This window comes from Claveliimonas bilis, assembly GCF_020892095.1.
Lineage (GTDB): Bacteria > Bacillota > Clostridia > Lachnospirales > Lachnospiraceae > Claveliimonas > Claveliimonas bilis.
The window spans coordinates 657,422-678,457 of record NZ_AP024845.1 but is presented as its reverse complement, the minus strand read 5'-3'; the positions used below and the strand labels follow the sequence as shown (position 1 = coordinate 678,457).

The 21,036-nt window shown below is 50.1% G+C and carries 20 protein-coding genes; 17 read left to right on the top strand and 3 right to left on the bottom strand.

Annotation, left to right across the window (positions count from 1 at the left end):
* The first annotated feature begins 1 nt into the window (after position 1).
* The 11 genes from EUBC25_RS03355 to EUBC25_RS03305 all read left to right on the top strand — a co-directional run bounded on the left by EUBC25_RS03355 (position 2) and on the right by EUBC25_RS03305 (position 13,542).
* Positions 2 to 394 (top strand): PrgI family protein, encoded by a 393-nt coding sequence (locus EUBC25_RS03355; protein WP_002604479.1) that lies wholly within the window; start codon positions 2 to 4, stop codon positions 392 to 394.
* The gene (locus EUBC25_RS03350) at positions 354 to 2,750 is read left to right on the top strand and encodes a VirB4-like conjugal transfer ATPase, CD1110 family (protein ID WP_002604478.1); all 2,397 of its coding nucleotides are present in this window, start codon (positions 354 to 356) and stop codon (positions 2,748 to 2,750) included. The genes EUBC25_RS03355 and EUBC25_RS03350 overlap by 41 nt, the downstream gene beginning before the upstream one ends.
* The gene (locus EUBC25_RS03345) at positions 2,747 to 3,703 is read left to right on the top strand and encodes a DNA-methyltransferase (RefSeq protein ID WP_002604477.1); all 957 of its coding nucleotides are present in this window, start codon (positions 2,747 to 2,749) and stop codon (positions 3,701 to 3,703) included. The genes EUBC25_RS03350 and EUBC25_RS03345 overlap by 4 nt, the downstream gene beginning before the upstream one ends.
* Positions 3,700 to 5,670, top strand: coding sequence for a C40 family peptidase (locus tag EUBC25_RS03340; protein WP_002604476.1), 1,971 nt, complete (start codon positions 3,700 to 3,702; stop codon positions 5,668 to 5,670). Before EUBC25_RS03345 ends, EUBC25_RS03340 begins: the two co-directional genes overlap by 4 nt.
* Before the next feature lie 13 nt (positions 5,671 to 5,683).
* Entirely contained in the window at positions 5,684 to 6,406 is a 723-nt protein-coding gene (locus tag EUBC25_RS03335) for a phosphoadenosine phosphosulfate reductase domain-containing protein (protein WP_002604475.1), read from the top strand.
* 6 nt (positions 6,407 to 6,412) lie between these two features.
* On the top strand, positions 6,413 to 6,679 hold the full coding sequence (locus EUBC25_RS03330) for a DUF4315 family protein (protein ID WP_002584965.1): 267 nt from the start codon (positions 6,413 to 6,415) through the stop codon (positions 6,677 to 6,679).
* Positions 6,669 to 7,418, top strand: a complete 750-nt coding sequence (locus tag EUBC25_RS03325) for a DUF4366 domain-containing protein (RefSeq protein WP_002584964.1) — start codon at positions 6,669 to 6,671, stop codon at positions 7,416 to 7,418. Before EUBC25_RS03330 ends, EUBC25_RS03325 begins: the two co-directional genes overlap by 11 nt.
* Entirely contained in the window at positions 7,415 to 9,490 is a 2,076-nt protein-coding gene (locus EUBC25_RS03320) for a type IA DNA topoisomerase (protein WP_002584963.1), read from the top strand. Before EUBC25_RS03325 ends, EUBC25_RS03320 begins: the two co-directional genes overlap by 4 nt.
* Entirely contained in the window at positions 9,487 to 9,855 is a 369-nt protein-coding gene (locus tag EUBC25_RS03315) for a cysteine-rich VLP domain-containing protein (RefSeq protein ID WP_002584962.1), read from the top strand. Before EUBC25_RS03320 ends, EUBC25_RS03315 begins: the two co-directional genes overlap by 4 nt.
* Positions 9,856 to 9,980: 125 nt before the next feature.
* A complete protein-coding gene (locus EUBC25_RS03310; protein ID WP_230106821.1) occupies positions 9,981 to 13,328 on the top strand; it encodes a YodL domain-containing protein in 3,348 nt (1,115 codons plus the stop codon).
* Positions 13,329 to 13,332: 4 nt separating this feature from the next.
* On the top strand, positions 13,333 to 13,542 hold the full coding sequence (locus tag EUBC25_RS03305) for a transposon-transfer assisting family protein (protein ID WP_230106820.1): 210 nt from the start codon (positions 13,333 to 13,335) through the stop codon (positions 13,540 to 13,542).
* A gap of 198 nt (positions 13,543 to 13,740) precedes the next feature.
* On the opposite strand, the gene EUBC25_RS03300 is transcribed toward EUBC25_RS03305, so the two are convergent.
* The 3 genes from EUBC25_RS03300 to EUBC25_RS03290 form a co-directional block, all read right to left on the bottom strand.
* Positions 13,741 to 15,075 (bottom strand): relaxase/mobilization nuclease domain-containing protein, encoded by a 1,335-nt coding sequence (locus tag EUBC25_RS03300; RefSeq protein WP_230106819.1) that lies wholly within the window; start codon positions 15,073 to 15,075, stop codon positions 13,741 to 13,743.
* Entirely contained in the window at positions 15,036 to 15,365 is a 330-nt protein-coding gene (locus EUBC25_RS03295) for a plasmid mobilization protein (protein WP_008979758.1), read from the bottom strand. The genes EUBC25_RS03300 and EUBC25_RS03295 overlap by 40 nt, the downstream gene beginning before the upstream one ends.
* A 201-nt stretch (positions 15,366 to 15,566) precedes the next feature.
* On the bottom strand, positions 15,567 to 15,923 hold the full coding sequence (locus tag EUBC25_RS03290) for a helix-turn-helix transcriptional regulator (protein ID WP_002584957.1): 357 nt from the start codon (positions 15,921 to 15,923) through the stop codon (positions 15,567 to 15,569).
* A gap of 387 nt (positions 15,924 to 16,310) precedes the next feature.
* Here EUBC25_RS03290 and EUBC25_RS03285 point away from each other — a divergent pair, with 387 nt between their 5' ends.
* The 6 genes from EUBC25_RS03285 (at position 16,311) to EUBC25_RS03260 (ending at position 21,016) form a co-directional block, all read left to right on the top strand.
* Positions 16,311 to 16,496, top strand: a complete 186-nt coding sequence (locus EUBC25_RS03285) for a cysteine-rich KTR domain-containing protein (protein ID WP_003431289.1) — start codon at positions 16,311 to 16,313, stop codon at positions 16,494 to 16,496.
* 16 nt (positions 16,497 to 16,512) lie between these two features.
* Positions 16,513 to 17,496: a 23S rRNA (adenine(2503)-C(2))-methyltransferase RlmN gene (gene rlmN / locus EUBC25_RS03280; RefSeq protein WP_002584956.1), complete on the top strand. Its 984-nt coding sequence runs from the start codon at positions 16,513 to 16,515 to the stop codon at positions 17,494 to 17,496.
* A gap of 473 nt (positions 17,497 to 17,969) precedes the next feature.
* Positions 17,970 to 18,407, top strand: a complete 438-nt coding sequence (locus EUBC25_RS03275; protein WP_002604474.1) for a sigma-70 family RNA polymerase sigma factor — start codon at positions 17,970 to 17,972, stop codon at positions 18,405 to 18,407.
* Complete coding sequence (locus tag EUBC25_RS03270) at positions 18,391 to 18,633, top strand: helix-turn-helix domain-containing protein (RefSeq protein WP_002604473.1); 243 nt, start codon at positions 18,391 to 18,393, stop codon at positions 18,631 to 18,633. The genes EUBC25_RS03275 and EUBC25_RS03270 overlap by 17 nt, the downstream gene beginning before the upstream one ends.
* 458 nt (positions 18,634 to 19,091) lie before the next feature.
* Positions 19,092 to 19,265 carry a transposon-encoded TnpW family protein gene (locus tag EUBC25_RS03265; protein WP_002604472.1) on the top strand — a complete coding sequence of 58 codons (174 nt, stop codon included), beginning with the start codon at positions 19,092 to 19,094 and terminating at the stop codon, positions 19,263 to 19,265.
* Between the two features lie 77 nt (positions 19,266 to 19,342).
* Positions 19,343 to 21,016, top strand: coding sequence for a recombinase family protein (locus tag EUBC25_RS03260; RefSeq protein ID WP_002604471.1), 1,674 nt, complete (start codon positions 19,343 to 19,345; stop codon positions 21,014 to 21,016).
* Positions 21,017 to 21,036 lie beyond the last annotated feature (20 nt).

The following is a 21,036-nucleotide window of genomic DNA, read 5'->3' as shown; positions in this document are numbered from 1 at the left end:
AATGGCGTATGTAACCGTCCCAAAGGATTTAACCAAAATCAAGAGCAAGGTAATGTTCAACCTTACCAAAAGACAATTACTCTGTTTCGGCGCGGCGGTGGCTATCGGGCTACCGCTATTCTTTTTGACAAAGGACAGCGCGGGAACGACAACGGCGGCTTTGTGCATGGTGCTTGCCATGCTGCCCATGTTCCTACTCGCTATGTACGAGAAGAACGGGCAACCGCTGGAAGTGATTATACGGCAATTTGTGGAAGTGAAGTTTCTTCGCCCCAAAGAGCGACCTTATCAGACCAACAATTTTTATACCGCCCTTGCGCGGCAGGAGCGATTAGATAAGGAGGTACGGGCGATTGTCAAAGGAAAAGGGAAAGACCCAAAACAAAAAGCGTAAACTTACGCGGCAGGAAAAGAAACAGATCGACGCGCTTATCCGGCAGTCAAAGGGCGACGGGAAGCCCCATACGGCGCAGGACAGCATACCGTTTGAACGAATGTATAAGGACGGGATTTGCCGCCTTGCAAACGGGCGGTATTCCAAGTGCATTGAGTTTGAAGATATTAACTATCAGCTTGCGCAGCCGGACGACAAGACCGCCATTTTTGAAGCCCTTTGCGATATGTATAACTCTTTTGACGCTTCTATCAGTGTGCAGCTTTCCTTAATCAGCCGCCATGCGAACAAGGAGGATTTCAAGAGCAGTATCACGATTGCCCCACAGAATGACGACTTTGACAGTATCAGAGCCGAATACACCGAAATGCTGCAAACACAGCTTGAACGCGGCAACAACGGGCTTATCAAGACAAAGTTTCTCACCTTTACCATTGAAGCAAAAGATATTAAATCGGCGCGGGCGCGGCTTGCCCGTATCGAAACGGACACCCTCAACCATTTTAAGGTGATCGGCGCGGCGGCGCGGGTATTGGACGGGAAGCAGCGGCTTGAAGTGCTGCATGGGCTTTTCCACCCGGACGGGGAACGCTTCAACTTTGCGTGGGAATGGCTACCCGTAAGCGGCCTTTCCGTCAAAGACTTTATTGCCCCGTCCTCTTTCCGTTTTGGCGACGGGCGAATGTTTCAAATGGGCGGGAAGTTTGGCGCGGTTTCCTTTTTGCAGATTGCCGCGCCGGAACTTTCAGACCGTATGCTTGCCGACTTCATGGAAGCGGAAAACGGGATTGTCGTCAATCTGCACATTCAGAGTATCGACCACAACGAAGCGATCAAGACGATCAAGCGGAAAATCACCGACCTTGACCGTATGAAAATCGAGGAACAGAAAAAGGCAATCCGCAGCGGCTACGATATGGATATAATTCCGTCCGACCTTGCCACCTACGGCGGCGAAGCGAAAAACCTTTTGCGGGATTTGCAGAGCCGGAACGAGCGAATGTTTTTGCTTACGCTGTTAGTTTTGAATGTGGCAGACACAAAGCAGAAATTGGACAACGACGTATTTCAGGCCGCAAGTATCGCACAGAAATACAACTGTATGCTCACCCGCCTTGACTACCGGCAGGAACAGGGGCTTATGTCCTCTATCCCATTGGGCGAAAACCTAATCCAAATCCAGCGGGGCTTGACGACTTCCAGCACCGCCATTTTCGTCCCCTTTACGGTACAAGAGCTGTTCCAAAGCGGCGAAGCGTTGTATTACGGCTTAAACGCATTATCGAATAACATGATTTTGTGCGACAGGAAAAGGCTGAAGAACCCTAACGGCTTGATACTCGGCACACCCGGCAGCGGCAAGAGTTTTTCGGCAAAGCGCGAGATCACCAACGCTTTTCTCATTACCGCAGACGATATTATCATTTGCGACCCGGAAGCGGAATATTACCCCCTTGTGGAACGGCTGAAAGGGCAGGTTATCAAGGTTTCGCAGAACAGCACGCAGTACATTAACCCGATGGATATAAACCTCAATTACAGCGAGGGCGACACGCCCATAGCCTTAAAGAGCGATTTTATCCTTTCCTTTTGCGAGTTGATTATGGGCGGCAAAAACGGGCTGGAAGCGGTTGAAAAGACTTTGATTGACCGCGCCGTTATCAGCGTGTACCGCAGCTACCTTGCAGACCCGAAGCCGGAGAATATGCCGATTTTGGGCGACCTCTACAATGAAATCAAGAAGCAGCCGGAAAAGGAAGCGCAGCGTATCGCGTCGGCATTGGAACTCTATGTAAATGGCAGTTTGAACGTGTTTAACCACCAAACAAACGTTGACATTCACAACCGCCTTGTCTGCTTTGATATTAAAGAACTCGGCACCCAGCTACGAAAACTCGGTATGCTCATTGTCCAAGATCAAGTTTGGAACAGAGTTACCATAAACCGCAGCGAAGGCAAGGCGACGCGGTACTATATCGACGAGTTTCATTTGCTGCTCAAAGAGGAACAGACCGCAGCGTACAGCGTTGAGATTTGGAAGCGTTTTAGAAAATGGGGCGGTATTCCGACAGGTATCACCCAAAACGTGAAAGATTTGTTATCGTCCCGCGAGGTGGAGAACATTTTTGAAAACAGCGATTTTGTGTATATGCTCAACCAAGCCCAGGGCGACAGGGAAATCCTTGCAAAGCAGCTTAACATTTCGCAGCAGCAAATGACCTATGTAACCCATTCCGACGCGGGCGAGGGGCTTATCTTCTATGGCAACGTGATTTTGCCCTTTATTGACCGTTTCCCGCAAGATACGGAACTCTATCGTGTAATGACGACCAAACCCGGCGAGGTGTCGGCATGAGGATAGAAATGGACAAAATCTATTGCGGCGACAGCTTGCAGGTGCTTCAAACCTTGCCGGAAAATGCAGTTGATTGTTGCGTAACGTCCCCACCCTACTATGCCTTGCGGGACTACGGCGCAGACGGGCAGATCGGACGGGAAGCAACGCCGGAGGAATATGTTTCCCGTATTACGGCGGTATTCCATGAGGTAAAGCGGGTGCTTACGCCGGAGGGTACTTGTTGGCTGAATATCGCGGACACTTATTGCGGCACAGGCAGCAAAGCCGACCACCAAGACCCCAAATACCCCAAAGGCAGGAACGGGCAGCAAGTGGCGTTTAACCACCGCGCCCCCGGCTGCAAGCCCAAAGATTTAATTGGTATTCCGTGGCTTGTAGCCCTCGCCTTGCGGGGCGACGGTTGGTATTTGCGCAGTTCTATCATTTGGCACAAAACAAACCCCATGCCGGAAAGCACGCGGGACAGGCCGACCCGCTGCTATGAATATGTGTTTCTGCTTACCAAGTCAAAGAAGTATTATTACGATTGGCAAGCAGTAGCCGAGCCGATAGCCCCCACAACGGCGGGGCGGCTGAAAAGCGGAGTTAGCAAAGGAAATAAGTATAACGTTACTGTTCCGGGGCAAAACCAACCGCAGAAAATCAACCGCCCCCGCGAAAAGGGCGCATACGCCGACGAGTTGATTTCTCCCGTCCGCAGCCGCCGCAACGTTTGGCAGATTAACAATGTCGGCTATCATGGCGGGCATTTCGCAGCGTTCCCGCCGAAACTTGCGGAAACGTGCATTTTGGCGGGCTGTCCCATCGGCGGGATTGTCCTTGACCCCTTTTTCGGCAGCGGCACGACGGGCATGGTAGCAAAACGGCTTAACCGCCGCTATATCGGCATTGAGTTAAACCCCGACTATTGCGAACTTGCAAAACAGCGGATTGGAGGTGATGAAGATTGAGCAAGGAACTGAAAGCCCCCGACAAGGTAACGCAAAAAATGACCCGCGACGGTGCGGTTGCGGAAAACCTCACGACGGGCGAAACGTCCAGTATCAGCGAAAGGCCGCAGGAAGAAAACTATTCAGCCCCCGCAGGGGTGGCAGCGGAAAAGGTTGTGCAGCATATCGGCGCAGAGATTGAGCGACACGCAGCAAAAGGCGCGGAGAAAAAAGCCCTTGACGCGACGCAGCCTAAAACCCATTCTTCCCGCTTGCAGTTTTCCGAAGCGGAACGGGCAACGCCGGAACTTCAAAAAGCGATCAAGAAATCGGATAAGGCGGCAGACTGTTTAGACGCAGCGCGGGCGGCTATCCCCAAGCAGACCAAAATCAAGAAAGAGCGCGTTTTTGACGAAGCGAAAGGCAAGGCAAAGACGCGCCTTTCCTTTGAAAAGACGGATAAGCCCCCAAACGGCAAGTTGCGGCATAACCCCTTATCCCGTCCGGCACAGGAGTTAAACAGTACCGTACATGGGAAAATCTACGAGGTAGAGAAAGAAAACGTCGGTGTGGAAAGCGGGCACCGGGTAGAACTTGCCGGAGAGAAAGCGGGCGGCATGGCGGCGCGGGCAGTTAAGGGCGGCATACGCCGCCATAAGCTGAAACCCTACCGGGCAGCGGCGGCAGCGGAAAAACAAGCGGTAAAGGCAAACGCAGATTTTCTCTATCAAAAGGCGTTGCACGATAACCCCGCGCTTGCGCACTCCAACCCCATTTCCCGTTTTTGGCAGAAGCAGCGCATTAAAAAGCAGTATGCAAAAACGCTGAAAGCGGGCGGCAAAGCGAAAAAAACCGCTGAAGCCACCGCAAAGGCGGCGAAGAAAACCGCGCAGGAAACCAAACGGGCGACGTTCTTTGTTGTCCGGCATTGGAAAGGCTGCTTGATTGTGGGCGGGATTGCCTTTATCGTGCTGCTGCTTTTCGGCGGGCTGTCCTCTTGCTCCCTCTTTGGCGGCAACAGCGGCAGCGGCTTGATTGCGTCGTCCTATCTCTCCGAGGACGCGGATATAACGGGCGCGGAAAGCGCGTATGCCGCTATGGAAGCCGAGTTACAAGATATGCTGGACAATATCGAAAGCGAATACCCCGGCTATGACGAATACCGGGTAAACGCGGACGAGATCGAGCATGACCCCTATGTGCTAATTTCTATCCTTTCCGCGTGGCATGAGGGCGTGTTTACACTCGATGAAGTGCAAAGCACCCTTGAAATGCTCTTTGAGAAACAGTATATCTTGACGGTCGAGGAAGAAGTACAGGTACGCTACCGCACCGAAACAAGGACGGACAGCGAGGGCAACCCCTATACGGTTGAAGTCCCCTATAACTATTACATTCTTCATGTGGATTTGGAAAACTTCAACCTCTCCCATGTCCCCGTTTACATCATGGGCGAAGAACAGCTATCCATGTACGCTATGTATATGTCGTCGCTGGGAAACAGACCCGACCTTTTCCCGCAATCCGGCTATGTGTCTAAATACTATGAAAACCCGCCCGCCGATTATGAAGTACCCGCCGCGCTGCTGGGTTCCGATGAAAAGTTTGCGCGGCTCATGGAGGAAGCAGATAAATACGTCGGTTTTCCCTATGTGTGGGGCGGCAGCACCCCGGAAACCTCTTTTGATTGCAGCGGCTTTGTGAGTTATGTGTTGACGAACAGCGGCCTATACAATACGGGCAGACTTGGGGCGCAAGGGCTTTACAACATCTCAACCCCTGTTTCTAACCCGCAGCCGGGGGATTTGGTGTTCTTTACGGGTACATACGACACCCCCGGCGTTTCCCATGTGGGGATTTATGTGGGCGAGGACGGGGACGGAAGCCCCGTCATGCTGCATTGTGGCGACCCTATCCAGTATTCAAAGCTGGACACCAGCTATTGGCAATCCCACTTTTACGCCTACGGGCGGTTAAATTACAATTAAAAGGAGTTGAAAAATGAATATTGTATCTTTTGGCGGCGGCACGAATAGTGCCGCCTTACTTATTGGCCTATACAAGCACAAAATCCCGATTGACCTTATCACCTTTGCCGATACGGGCGCGGAACACCCGCATACCTATCAATTTATCGAGATAATCAATCAATGGCTTGCGGAACACGGTATGCCGCAGATTACCGTTGTGCAGTATGTTGACCGCTACGGCAACCGCCTATCTCTTGAAACCGAGTGCTTGCGCTCTCATACGCTCCCGTCGATTGCCTACGGGCATAAGCGTTGTTCGCAGAAACACAAAATCGCACCGCAGGAAAAGTTTTGCAACCACTATGCGCCTTGCCGCGAAGTATGGCAGCGCGGCGAGAAAGTCAACCGCTATATCGGCTATGACGCGGGAGAAGTGAAACGGTATGAACATTCCCGCAAGTACAACGAAGCCGACAAAAAATATCATAACCGCTACCCCCTCATTGAAGAATGGGGCTGGAACAGGGACGATTGTATCCGGGAAATCAAAGCGGCAGGATTGCCGCAGCCGGGTAAATCGTCCTGTTTCTTTTGTCCGAGCATGAAGAAACAAGAGATTTTATATCTCAAAGAACACTATCCCGATCTATTTAACCGGGCGGCGACTTTGGAAGAAAACGCTATGCCCTATCTTAAAACCGTTAAGGGATTGGGGCGCAGCTATTCATGGAAAGAACAGTTTGGAAAGGAGTAAATGACTATGGCGAACACGAAACTTGACCGTATCGAAAGGGATATTGAGAAAACGAGGGCAAAAATCCTTGAACAGCAAAAGAAGCTGAAAGACCTTGAAGCGCAGAAAGTCGAGGAAGAAAACGCGCAGATCGTGCAAATGGTAAAGGCGGTACACCTTGACGGGACGCAGCTTGCCGCGTTCCTCTCCGCTTACGCCAGCGGCGAAATCACCTTGCCGCAGCCGGAAGCCACTTACCCCGCCGAACAGGAGGACAACGACAATGAAGAATAAAAAGATAATCCGAAAGTTTACCGTATTGCTTGCCGCACTGGTTATCATGTGCGGCTTTTCTGTTACCGCTTATGCGGGCGGTGGCGATGAAAGCGACGACACGCCTACCCCCGTAACCGAGGAAACCCCCGCGCCGGAAACCGAGCCGGAAGAAACGACGGGCGGCTATGAGCCGCAGCCCCTTACCCCGGACGGGAATATGTCCCTTGTGGACGATATAACGGGTGAAGCGTCCGGCGACAAGCAGTTTATCACCGTCGTTACCAAAAGTGGCAACTATTTTTACATCATCATTGACCGCGCCGAGGACGGGGAAAATACCGTCCATTTCCTTAACCAAGTGGACGAAGCGGATTTAACCGCCCTTATGGAGGACGGGCAGACCGAAGCCCCCGTTTGTAGCTGCACCGATAAATGCGTTGCCGGAAGCGTCAACACCGCTTGCCCGGTTTGCAGCGTCAACATGAGCGAGTGCGCGGGTGTGGAAGCCGAGCCGGAGCCGGAAGAAACCGAGCAGCCGCCGGAAGAAGAAAAAGGCGGCGGCATGGGTATTCTGCTTGTCGTGCTGCTTGTTGCCGCAGCGGGCGGCGGCGCGTTCTACTACTTTAAGATTTTGAAGCCCAAAAAGGACGCGGCGAAAGGCAGCAGCAGCCTTGACGACCTTGATTTTGACGAGGACGACGAGGAAACGGAAGTAGTCGAAACCGAACAGACCGAGCAGGAGGACGATAATCTATGAAACTTGTAATTGCAGAAAAACCGAGCGTCGGGGCGGCGATTGCCGCCGTTATGGGCGCGAATGAAAAGCGCAGCGGATATTTTGAGGGCGGCGGCTACCTTGTGTCGTGGTGTATCGGGCATTTGATTAGCCTTGCAGACGCGGCGACCTACAATGAACAATTCCGTAAATGGAAGTACGACGATCTTCCCATTGTCCCGCAGGAGTGGCAGTTTATTGTTGCCAGCGGCAAGGAGCAGCAGTTTTCCATTCTCAAAGACCTTATGCACCGCAGCGACGTTACCGAGATTATCAATGCTTGCGACAGCGGGCGCGAGGGGGAACTCATTTTCCGCTTTGTCTATGAACAGGCGAATTGCAAAAAGCCCTTTTCCCGCCTTTGGATTAGCAGCATGGAAGCAAGTGCAATCCGCGAGGGCTTTTCAAATCTCAAAGACGGGCGCGGCTATGACAACCTCTATCAATCCGCGCTTTGCAGAGCAAAGGCCGATTGGCTCATTGGCATTAACGCGACCCGCCTTTTCTCTATCCTCTACCATAAAACATTGAATGTCGGCAGAGTGCAAACGCCCACCCTTGCTATGCTGGTAAACCGCGACTATGCAATCAGCAGCTTTAAGAAAGAGAAATATCATGTCGTCCGGCTGGACGTTGGCGGCGTTGCCGCCCTTTCCGAAAGGCAGGACGACGAAGCGGCGGCGCGGCAGATGAAAGCGGCTTGCGAGAAATCGCAGGCCGTTTGTACTTCCCTTAAAAAAGAGAAAAAGACCGCAGCCCCGCCGAAACTGTTTGACCTCACCGCCTTGCAGCGGGAAGCAAACCGTTTGTATGGGTTTACGGCGAAACAGACCCTTGACTATGCGCAAGCCCTTTATGAAAAACGGCTTTTGACCTATCCCCGCACCGACAGCAAATATATCACTTCCGATATGGAGGGCAGCACAAAGGAACTTATCACCGGCCTTTGCGCTGCTCTCCCCTTTATGCAGGGCGTGAAGCTGCAAGCCGACCTTGCGAGGATTTGCGACAACAGCAAAGTAACCGACCATCACGCCATTTTGCCGACAGCGGAGTTTGTGAAAACGGGCTTTTCTTCCCTTGCCGAAAGTGAGAAAAAGCTAATGACCCTTGTGTGCGCAAAACTGCTTTGCGCCGTTGCCGCGCCCTATGAGTATGAAGCGGTTACGGCGGTTTTCACTTGCGGCGGCTATACCTTTACCGCAAAGGGCAGGACGACGCTTTGCGAGGGTTGGCGCGAGATTGAAAGACTATCCCGCGCCGCGTCCGGGGAACAGGACGAGGACGCAGAGCCGGAAGCGGTTTTACCCCCGCTTGCCGAGGGGCAGACCTTTGACAATCCGGCAGCGGAGATCTCCGAACGTTACACGCAGCCCCCAAAGGCATTTACCGAAGATACGTTACTTTCGGCTATGGAGAGTGCGGGAAAGGAGGACACGCCGGAGGACGCGGAGCGCAAAGGGTTAGGCACCACCGCGACGCGGGCGGGTATCATTGAAAAACTCATTAGCGCGGGCTTTGCCGAGCGCAAGGGCAAAAAGCTAATCCCCACAAAGGACGGGTATAACCTTGTCGCTATTCTGCCCGACAGCCTTACGTCCCCGCAGCTTACGGCAGAATGGGAAACGCGCCTTACCGGGATTGCAAAGGGCAGCGACAGCCCCGCCGACTTCATGCGCGGGATTGAGGAAATGACAGCGGGGCTTGTCAAGACCTATTCCGCGATTTCCGAGGATAAAGCGAAGCTGTTTACCCCGCAGCGGGAAGCAATCGGCACTTGCCCCCGTTGCGGCGCGGCGGTTTACGAGGGCAAGAAAAACTTTTACTGCTCCGACAGGGCTTGCAGCTTTGTGATGTGGAAGAATGACCGCTTTTTTGAGCAGCGCAAAAAGGCTTTCACAAAGGCGATTGCCGCCGCCCTTTTGAAAGACGGAAAGGTAAAAATCAAAGGTATGTACTCGACCAAGACGGGAAAGACCTTTGACGGAGTTGTGCTGCTTGCCGACACAGGCGGCAAGTATGTAAACTTCCGCGTCGAGCAGAACCGAAAATGATAAGGCTTGATGAAAAGCAATACCGCGCCGTAAAGAAAATGACCCGCGCCGCTTGTGCAAACAACGATTGCGGGAATTGTCTGCTGCTGGACGACGGGGAAACTTGCGTTTGTGTGCAGAGTATCAGCTATTCGCTGCTATGCCGCTATTTCCGCGAAGCGGTATTACCCGCCGACAGGCAGCTTTGCGAACAGATCACCCGCAGCGGGGAAACCGATTTGAAGCGTTGCGCGGTATGCGGCAGCACGTTTGCGGCGGGCAGCAACCGGGCGAAATACTGCCCCGATTGCGCGGCAAAGATACGCCGCAGACAGAAAGCCCAAAGCGAGAGAAACAGGCGTTTACGGATAAAAACAACTACATAGCAAGCACAGCAAACGAGTACCCGTTTGCGAGAAATGCCCGCGCTTCCCATAGAGAGCGCGGGCATTTTGCTTGTTGGGATAGTCCCAAACCCTTATATGACCGAGAAAGGACGTGATGAAAGAATATGCCGTATTCCTCATACGACCATGACAAATTAGAAGCCGCCGAAACCATGCGGATAGAACGCCGGATATATTTTGAAGCAAAGGACAGGGAGATTGCCCCTTATGCTTCCTTGCCGATTGCGCAGCTACTTTCCATGCGCAGCGAAAGCGCGGCGGCAGAACAGGCGATTTTTGACGACCTTAAAGAACGCGCCGCCGCATGGGAAGAACAGGCGGGAAGAACGCTTTTGCTGGATAAAACACTTGAATATGTGAGAACGCCGCACGTCCAGCACACCGCTAACGAGTGGCAGACCACCGAGCATAACCGCCATATTCGCAGCAACCGGGTATATCAGATGAATTACTACATTTACGAGAATACCCGCTACGACAAAGAAGCGCAGAAATCTATCCCGTATTCATGGACGCTTACATGGAGCGTGCGCACCAACAGCCCAAGCAGAACCCAAGCGAAGATTGCCGGACAAGATAGAAAGGTTTTCACCGACAAGGCAGCTATGGAAAAGTATCTGAATGGGCGTATCAAAGCGTATGACCGCTTGTTTACGGAAATCTCCCCGCCTATCCCGCAGGAGTACGCCGACTATTTCAAAGTAAACGGTATGCTCATGCCGGACTACACCATAGAGGGCGAAGAACCCCCGCAGCAGCAACAGGCGGCAGCTATCCCCGAAAATACCGGGCAGGAAAAGGAGCGTGAACACATGAGCGAACAGTTTTCTATTATGATAGGCAACCGCAGCCGCTTTGACGCGGGCGACCCCGGCGGCTATTGGTTGGATATGCCCGCCACAAAGGAGCAGTTGCACGAAGCTATGCGGAACGTCGGCATTACCGCCGACAACCCGCAGGATTTTTCCATTCGCGGCTATTCCGACGACCCGGAGAAACATATTGCCTTGCCTTATGAAATGGTATGCGCCGCCGACGTGGACGAACTCAATTTTCTTGCGGCGCGGCTCGAACAGCTTGACCCCGCCGAGGTTGGCAAGCTGAACGCAGCTTTGCAGCAGAAAAACGGGCTTGCAAATATTGGACAGGTAATTGACTTCACCTACAACGTGGATTTTTACGTCCATATCCCCGAAGTACATAACTACCACGATTTGGGCGACTATTACTTAAATCAATCCGGCATGGTACAAATGCCCGAAGAATGGAAAGGCGGCATTGACCTTTCTACTTTTGGCAGGAACGCTGCCGCGCAGGAAAAAGGCGCGTTTACCGAGTACGGCTATATCGTGGAAAGCGGCGACGAGTGGGAACGGCAGTTTGAGGGGCGCGAAGTGCCGGAAGAATACCGCATTATGAGTTACCCGCAGCCGGAGCGCGGCGAACAGGACAAAGCCTATATGGACGCAGCCGAAACGCAGCAAGCAGACGCACAGGCCGCAGAGCCGCAGCAGCCCCGCCCCGTCGTCCCCATTATCCTTACTTCCGAAAAGCCCGCCGAAAAGGTAAAGGAGATCACCGCGCGTTTGGAACAGGGCGTACAGGCGATTTTTGACAGCGACCGCTACAAAGAGTTTCTAACCGCTATGTCAAAGTTCCATGATTATAGTTTGAATAACACTATCCTAATTGCTATGCAGGGCGGCAATTTGGTAATGGGCTTCCGTCAATGGGAAAAGGAGTTTGACCGCCATGTAAAGAAAGGCGAGAAAGGCATTAAAATCTTTGCCCCCGCGCCCTACAAGGTGAAAAAGCTGGTTGATAAAATCGACCCCGAAACGAGAAAGCCCATGCTTGACCGCGAGGGAAAAGTGGTAAAGGAAGAAAAGGAAATCACCGTCCCCGCCTTTAAGGTTATAACCGTCTTTGATATTTCGCAGACCGAGGGCAAGGAGTTTCCCGACCTTTCCGTTAAACCGCTGCTTGCCGATGTGGAGCAGTACGAGGATTTTTTCGCCGCCCTTGAAAAAGCGTCCCCCGTCCCGATTGCATTTGAGCAGATCACAAACGGCGCAAATGGGTATTTCAGTTTGACCGACAAGCGTATTGCAATCAAAGAGGGCGTGAGTGAATTACAGGCGGTAAAGACCGCCATTCACGAAATCGCCCATGCGAAGCTGCACGACGTAGACTTAAACGCCCCGCCGGAGCAGCAAAACCGCGTTGACCGCCATACCTGCGAGGTAGAAGCGGAAAGCGTCGCTTATACGGTTTGCCAGCATTTCGGCCTTGATACTTCCGATTACTCTTTCGGCTATGTGGCTGGTTGGAGCAGCGGCAAGGAAATGACCGAGTTAAAAGCGTCCCTTGAAACAATACAGACCACCGCAAAGGAACTCATTACCGAGATTGAGGGGCATTTTACCGAGTTGCAGCAGCAGCGGCAAGCCGAGCAGGAGCAGGGCGATACCTTTTCCATTTATCAGTTAAAGCGCGGGGACGAAACAAGGGACTTGCGCTTTGAGCCTTATGACCGTCTGCAAGCGGCTGGACTTACCATTGACCGGGTAAATTATGAACTCGTCTATACTGCACCGCTTACAAAGGATATGACGCTGGGCGACATTTGGGAAAGGTTTAATATCGACCACCCCGCCGACTTTAAGGGGCATAGCCTTTCCGTTTCCGACATTGTTGTGCTTCATCAGAACGACGAGGACACCGCCCACTATGTAGACAGTATCGGTTTTCAGCAAGTGCCGGAGTTTTTGCAGGAGCAGCAGACCCCCGTATTTGACAAGCTGCCGCCCGAACAGCAGCAAGCCTTGTCCGACACCGTACAAGACACTTTGCAAATGCTGGTTGACGCAGACAAGCGGATTTATGGCGACGTTACGGGCAAGACCCTTGAAGCAATCGCGGCGCAAGGATATTCCTACAAGGACGGGCAGCTTGAAAAGCAGCAGCCGGAAGCGACCCCCGACAGCCTTTTGACGGGTGAAACCGTTAGAACGCCGAGGGGCAATTTTCATATTACCGATATGAGCCGTGAACAGATCGAAGCGGCGGGATTTGGTTTTCACCATGCGTCGGAGGACGGGAAGTATCTCATTATGGGGAATGGCACACAGGCGTTTGCCATAGCAGCCGAGCAGCCGCAGCGTGATAATCCCTTAAAGCACGTCGAGGACACCATAGAGCAAAACGACAACAATTTTGACGGGCTTATCAATAACACGCCGCAAACGCCTACCGTCGCAGATTTTGAGCAGCGGGCAAAGGCGGGGGAAGCGATTTCCGTTACCGACCTTGCGAAAGCGGTAAAAGCCGAGAAACGGGAACAGCCGCAGAAAAAACCGTCCATTTTGAAGAAGCTGGACGAGTACAAGAAACAGGCGGCGCAGCAGCCGAAAGATAAACAGAAAGAGCATAAAAAGGATTTGGAGGTTTGATAGCATGAATATCCGCTTTACCATTGAGGAAGAAAATATTGTTGCGATCTACGCCGAGGACAGCCGGGAAACGACGCTTGAAAATATCCTTGCCGCCATGCCCTACATGGACGAGGATATACGCCAGCTTGCCGCCGCAGCGGTGAACAAGCTGCAAGCCATGACGGACAGCGAGTTTTCCGAAAGGGAGTTTATCTTGACCGACGAGGAATAGCCCATAGAAAACAGGGGCGCGGTTGCCGACTTCCGGCACCGCGCCCCTGTTTTTTTGCCCTTGCGTGGACAATTAGAAAGCCGTTTTTGCGGGTTTGAATATAAAGTATCGTCTACGCTGTTTCCCCGCGCTGGAAGCCGCAGAAACACAGGCGTTTTCAGCCCTTAACATTCCACTTGCTACCCCATGTTTTGCGCCTTATCGCTCCTGCTCCCGCGCCTTACTTTGGGACGGGTAAAGAATACTATCGACGTTCTTTTTGACAATACCGTATTCCTGCATTTGTTTTTTCGCTTGGCGGTAATCCTCATACAATTTGCTTTTCCTGTCGTTTAAGCTGCTATACTCCTTACGCAGCGCGGCGAGATCGGGCAGCTTCTTTATCTGCATTTCCTTTAATGCCCTTGCCGCAGCTTCAAACAGGATAATTTCGCTTTCATGCCCCCACAGATACTTTTCCTTGTCCCGCGACTTTTTGTATTCCTCGTAAATCGGTTTTAATTGTCGGTATGTGGTTGTGTGCTTGATAAGCAGCGACAAATCCGACATACGCTGCTCTACGTCCTTAACCGCCCTTGCCGCCGTGTCATGGGCAGTCATAATATCCGCAATTTTGCTTTCAAGGTCGCTGTAATATTCAATCTTGTTTTCGGTCAAAAAGTTCATGCTTTTTGCAGCCTGTTTCAGATTATGGATTTTCGCCCACCGTTCATAGCCCGCCGATTGTTGGGCTTTAATGCTGTTTTCAATATCGACGACAAGCCGGATTTTCCTATCTTCCCGCAGCGGTTTTGACTTGGCGATATATACGCCCTTGATACGCTCTTTTATCGCTTCTTCCGTATAGGCCGCGCCGAGCGTCTTTGCGCGGGTAAACCGTTCCTGTCCGGCAGCGCGGAAAGAAATATATTTGCCCTGTTTGATTTCATACCCCATTTCCTGCAAACGGCGCAGCAGTTCGTCAAAATCTTTCACTTGGGGAATGAGGGTATCTATCGCCGTTTTCAGCTTGGCTTTGTAGCTTGTTCCTTGCTTTTCGGCGGTGTATTCCGCATAGCTTTTCCCTTTGTCCTGTCCCGGCACGACGACGGATAGCCCATGCTCTTTACATATCCTGTCGCTGGTGCGTCGGATAGCGTGATAGCTTTGCTTGTTGGAATGATACTTTTTGTAGTCAACGAAGCTAACCGCGTTGAAAATCAAGTGATTATGCAGATGGTCTTTATCGACGTGGGTTGTCAAAACAAACTCATACTTGCCGCCTAACACCGCTTGCGCAAGTTCCATGCCGATTTTGTGCGCTTCTTCCGGCGTGGTTTCGCCTACCGCAAAGGATTGTATCAAGTGCCGCCCTAAATGTGTGCCGCGATCTCCGGCAGCTTCCCGCGTCCATGCAAACTCTATATCGGCGGTTTCCAGCCCGCAGCCGAAAGAGGACGCAAGCAGCTTTCCGTCTGTCTTTTCGGGATTTAAGATATAGTCTATTGCGGCCTTTAAGGTTGATTTAATAGGGTGCGTCTTTGTAACCGCCATATCTCGTCCACCGCCTTTTTTATATCCTCAATGTCCTGCTGGTAAACCGCCCCCGTCGCGTTGGCGCGTTTGGCAATTTGATTGATGTTCCGGCTCACCGCTTGCAGTTCCCGGATATATGCTTTCGTGTCGCTTCGGTCAATGACAAGGATATACCCGTCAATCGCCATTTTGCGGAAGTATGCCCCATACTGCTTTATGGGAAGCTGCTTCATCTTCTCGTCGATCAGCCGCTTTTCTTCTTCCGTAACGTAAAACTTCATTTGGATATTTCTCTTTCGGTTTTCCATTTCCGCGCCGCCTTTCGGTATAAGGGTTTGGGATTATCCCAACAAGCATTTTTCGCAAACGGGTACTCGTTTGCTGTGCTTGCTATCTACTCCATACCCCTACCGAAAGGCGGTATTTGTTGCGCATTCCCTTGATTTTGGACGCAAAAAAAGATTGCAGCCGCCATGCGCTGCAATCTCCCGATTTCTCATATTGTGAGGTTAATCCTCTGCTTTTTCGACTTCCGTTATCTCCCTTGCTGTTGCGGTTACAATCCGTATGCCTTTATCGCTCATACCGTCCAGCAGCGCGTCAAGCTGCCGCCGCCCGGTGGATTTCTCCGCATTGCTGTTCGGGAAGAAAAATTGATCTACCGAAATATGATACCGGGTTACAAGGTCATAGAATACCTGTAAACTCGGCTGTTGTCCCTTGTTCTCGATATTCGCAAGGTAGCGCGGGGAAATATATAACTCGTCGCTTACCTTTTTGCGGCTCTCGCCGTATTCATTTCTCGCGGCTTTTATAGCTGCCCCGAAAGCCTTAAAGTCGTACAATGGTACGGGTCTTTTTGCCATTTTCATTCACCCTGTTACATTTTACAGTTCACCTTTCTTTTTGGATATGTCCACACAATTCATATCATTAGGTTAAATACTTCCTGTTGTGTATTGACAGTAGACTGATTTTCTGATAAAATAAAATTTATGTAAAAGGAGGCGGCGTTTATGTTGCATAGCATGCGTATTAGATAAGCATTGAAAAAAAGGATTTTCCCATTTTCAACATGGGCTTTTTTGTCATGCTTATTTTGCGGATGCTATACAAAAAACTAACGACGTATAGATATAGTGCAAGCTATGCCTTAGTTTTGTTGTACTGCTCTGTGCATTATAAATGCAGGTCAATGCTCATGTTGAGGATTGACCTGCATTTTTTTGTGTAAAAAGGACGAGTGAAATATAATGCTTAAAAAATATTGGATAAAATGTCCGATTTGTAACGGAAAGACGAGAGTTCAAGTATTTCATAATACTGTATTAAAAGATTTTCCTCTTTTCTGCCCTAAATGCAAATTGACGCATATCATTGATGTAGAAAAATTAGAGATTGTAATCAAAAATACAGAAAAACAAACTTTTATTATTTAGAAGAAAGGATATAAAAATGAAACGTTTACCTAAATATACGCCTGCGGAAGTACGGAATGATCCATACGGATTTACTTACAAAGAAATGTCGGAAGTTATTGGCGAGAATGAAGCAAAAGCCTTATATGAAGAATTATATAAGCAATTACCACGCAAAAAAAATCTATCAATGTTGGTAAAAAATATTTGCAAAAGCAGTGATACTGAAAAGTATGTTTACGAACTGAAAGACAACAAATACATTGAAACGGTTTTTATCAAGCGGCGAGATGGTGGAACTGTTTGCGTGAGCACACAAGTCGGTTGTCCTGTTGGTTGTATTTTTTGTGAGTCCGGGCGAAATGGCTTTGTTCGTAATCTAACATCGTCAGAAATCGTACAACAGATTATATTGTTGCGTCGAAAAGTAAACCGTATCGTTTTTATGGGTATGGGAGAGCCTTTATTCAATTATGACAACTTGATAAAAGCAATCCATATTCTCCGAGATAGATATGGGCTCAACTTTCCAACCGACGGCATTACCATATCAACAGTTGGTCCGGTCGATCAATTAAAAAAATTGCGCGAGGAACATCTTAAAATTCAGTTGACAATATCTTTACACGCAGCAACACAATCTGCAAGAAATCGTATTATTCCTCACATGCGCATATATGCTATTGAAGATGTTGTTAAGCAAGCCTTATCCTATTCTGAAAGGCATAATCGCAAAATTGTCTTTGCGTATTTGCTTTTACCGGGTATAAATGACCGGCCCTCAGATGTAAGACAACTTGCAAAATGGTTTCGGGGCAAAAAAGTTATGATTAACGTGTTACAATACAACCCAACAAGCAATTCAAGAATTAAAGCACCACAGAAACGGGAAATAGTTGCATTCAAACATCAATTAGAGCAAGCAGGACTTGAAGTTACTATGAGAGTTTCTCATGGCAGAGAGATTAACGCGGCTTGTGGACAGTTAGCTAACACATATAATAAATTCAAAAAAAAATGATTAAAAGTGCCAGACGCATAGACGCAGAGCCGATAACGCATTAGGTCAAAAAACCTATGTGTTATCGGCTTTTTTATTTAATATTGCGCAAAAGCCGCTGTTCCCTATTATAGAATGGATTGCGGGTAGTGTATTAAAGTCGCCCTTTTTTAAGGATACGGCGGTATCGGGGAGGTATCGCCGTGTCCATTTTTATTTACTGTAACCCGCCTAATGCTTTGCGGTCAAAAAAAGCTATGCTCCGCAAGCGGGATATTCCGGCTATGAATGTGAACTGTCAATACATTTAGCTACTGCTTACATTTCCTTTGCGCCCGTCCGCGTCTTGCGGACGGGCGCATTTTGCTTTTTTCAACTTTTTTCTGAAAAGCGCACTCAAGAGCCATCTCCCGAACGGGTACGGAGCGAAAGGGGCAGAGAGGACAAGCCCTTAACTCCCGTCCTCTACTCCACGCGGGAAGGAGGTGAACTCTATGGAGCTATCTTCTTCCGACAAGGAAAGAATACAACATCAGTACGACGCATTAGCAAAGAAAACTTTGGTCGGCGAAGCGAAAAGCCACCGCCGCACTCTTGCGAAACGCGCAGCACGCGAAGTTACTTTTTCGGATTTGAGCGAAAGCGAACTCGCGCAGCTTTTCACAACGGACGAATACGAAAGCGATTATTTCCGTTTTCAAGTGTCCGGCTTTGATGTACTCGTCAAAAATGAACTGCTTGCCGAAGCCCTTAACGCTTTGCCCGAAAGGAAACGCGACATTATCCTTTTGTCCTACTTCTTGGATATGAGCGACGCGGAAATTGGCGAACTGCTGAATGTTGTACGCACGACGGTTTTCCGGCACAGGAAATCCGCGCTTGCGAAAATCAAACAGTATTTGGAGGGAAAAGCAGATGATGAATACCGTTAGGAAGTCTGAAAATCTGTTGCCGTTCCCTGTCATTTCCGCAGCGGCAAACGGCGACACAACCGCCATGTGCGCGATCTTGAAGCACTACGAGGGTTACATAGCGAAACTTTGTACCCGCACGCTGAAAGACGACGCGGGCAATACCTATTCCTATGTGGACGAGGAAATGCGTAACAGGCTGCAAGTGCGCCTTATTACCCGCACCCTTGCTTTTCATGTAGGATAATCTTTTAGCCCATGCGGGGAGCGTGTCCCCTTTCCACGCTTCCCGTTATGGGCTATTTGTCGTTCCGCAAAAGCATATCCGCTGTTGATGTGCTTTTGCAGGCCGACAAAGCCTATTGTTCTTTGACAAAGAAAGCGGCCTTTGGTGCGCAGCATAACAGGCAAACGGGTACATTCCGTCTGTACCGAGCCAGTCGGCGGGTACGCCATGACAGCTTTTCCCCATAGGGGAAAAGCCGAGCGAGAACTACCGCGCCGTAAAACAGGTTTAGCAGCTTGTGGGCGACGACATACAAGGCGGCACAATGATACTCCCGCGTTGAACACCCTCAAAGTATTGCGCGGCGCACCCATAAGCATGGGCCGGGGTGAAACTCCCGTGAGGTTGCAGCTAACAACCGCCCGTTTTTGCCTTTTGACGAATATAGTTTATCCATACAGGAAAAGGAGGTTTTTCTAATGGATAAAAAACAGACAATTACAACCGAACGCAAAATAGGGAAAATCACCTATCTTGTTCAAGCGTTGCCGAGTGAAAAGGCAACCGATACAATCCATAAAAAGATTGAGAAACTCATTGTAAAGGATTTGCAGAAAAAGCCCGGAAATCCGGGATTTTTAGCGTCCGAGTAGTGCATTAGGCGGCGGGATATGGTATAATGATAGCAACACATTATACCTGTTTATTCGGCTGTCGGAAAGGAGGACTAATGTTACAGTCGAATAAAATCACCGCCCTTTACTGCCGTTTAAGTCAAGAGGATATGCAAGCCGGAGAAAGCGGAAGCATACAGCACCAAAAAATGATACTTCAACGCTATGCGGACGAACACCATTTTTTGAACACAAAGTTTTTTGTGGACGACGGATTTTCCGGCGTGAGTTTTGAGCGCGAGGGGCTGCAAGCGATGTTGCAGGAAGTGGAAGCCGGACGAGTGGCGACGGTCATTACCAAAGACCTTTCCCGTCTTGGCAGAAACTATCTGAAAACGGGCGAACTCATAGAGATTGTATTTCCCGAAAACGGAGTACGCTATATCGCGATCAACGACGGAGTTGACACAGCGCGGGAGGATAACGAGTTTACCCCCTTGCGGAACTGGTTTAACGAGTTTTACGCCCGCGACACAAGCAAGAAAATCCGCGCAGTTAAACAGGCACAGGCGCAAAAAGGCGAGCGCGTCAACGGGGAATATCCATACGGCTATATCCCAGACCCGAACAACCGCCACCACCTTATACCCGACCCGGAAACCGCGCCGATTGTCAAACAGGTTTTCGCTATGTTTGTTAGCGGCGTGCGTATGTGCGAAATCCAAAAATGGCTTGCGGAAAACAAAGTCTTGACGATTGGAGCGTTGCGCTATCAGCGTACAGGACAGGCGCGGTATCAGCGGGCAATGATCGCCCCCTATACTTGGCCGGACAAAACGCTCTATGACATATTAGCAAGGCAGGAATATTTAGGGCATACCATAACCGCGAAAACTCACAAGGTATCCTACAAGTCGAAAAAGACCCGGAAGAACGAAGAAGAACAACGCTATTTCTTCCCAAACACCCATGAGCCGCTTGTTGACGAGGAAACCTTTGAACTTGCGCAAAAGCGGATTGCTACCCGCCACCGCCCGACAAAAGCAGCGGAGATTGATATTTTTTCCGGCTTGCTGTTTTGCGCTGGTTGCAGACATAAGATGTATTACCAACAGGGCGTAAATATCGAGCCGCGCAAGTTTTCCTATTCTTGCGGCGCATGGCGCAACAGGGCAAGGACAGGCAGCGAGTGTACCTCTCATTATATCCGCAAAAACGTACTTCTTGATTTAGTGCTGGAAGATATGCGGCGGGTTTTGCGGTATGTTAAGGAACACGAACAGGACTTTATCTGTAAAGCTACCGAGTACGGCGACATGGAAGCGAGAAAGGCATTAGCGCAGCAGCAAAAGGAACTTTTCAAAGCACAGGCGCGTATGACCGAACTTGACACGCTTTTCCGCAAGCTGTATGAGGACAACGCATTAGGCAGACTGACAGATGAACGGTTTGTGTTTCTAACTTCCGGCTATGAGGACGAAAAGAAATCCCTTGCCGCAAGGATAGACGAGTTACAACAGCAGATCGCAACCGTTACCGAGCGAAAAAGGGATATATCAAGGTTTATTCAGATTGTCGGGAAATACAGCGACATACAGGAATTGACCTATGAAAACGTCCATGAGTTTATCGACCGTATTTTGATACATGAATTAGACCGGGAAACCAACACCCGGAAAATCGAAATCCATTATAGCTTTGTCGGACAGGTTGATACCGAGCAGGAGCCGACGCAAGTTGTCAACCATGACCGCCGCAACATGGTAGATGTAAAAAGTATCGCTATCTAACCCCAGCAAACGCCCTGCCC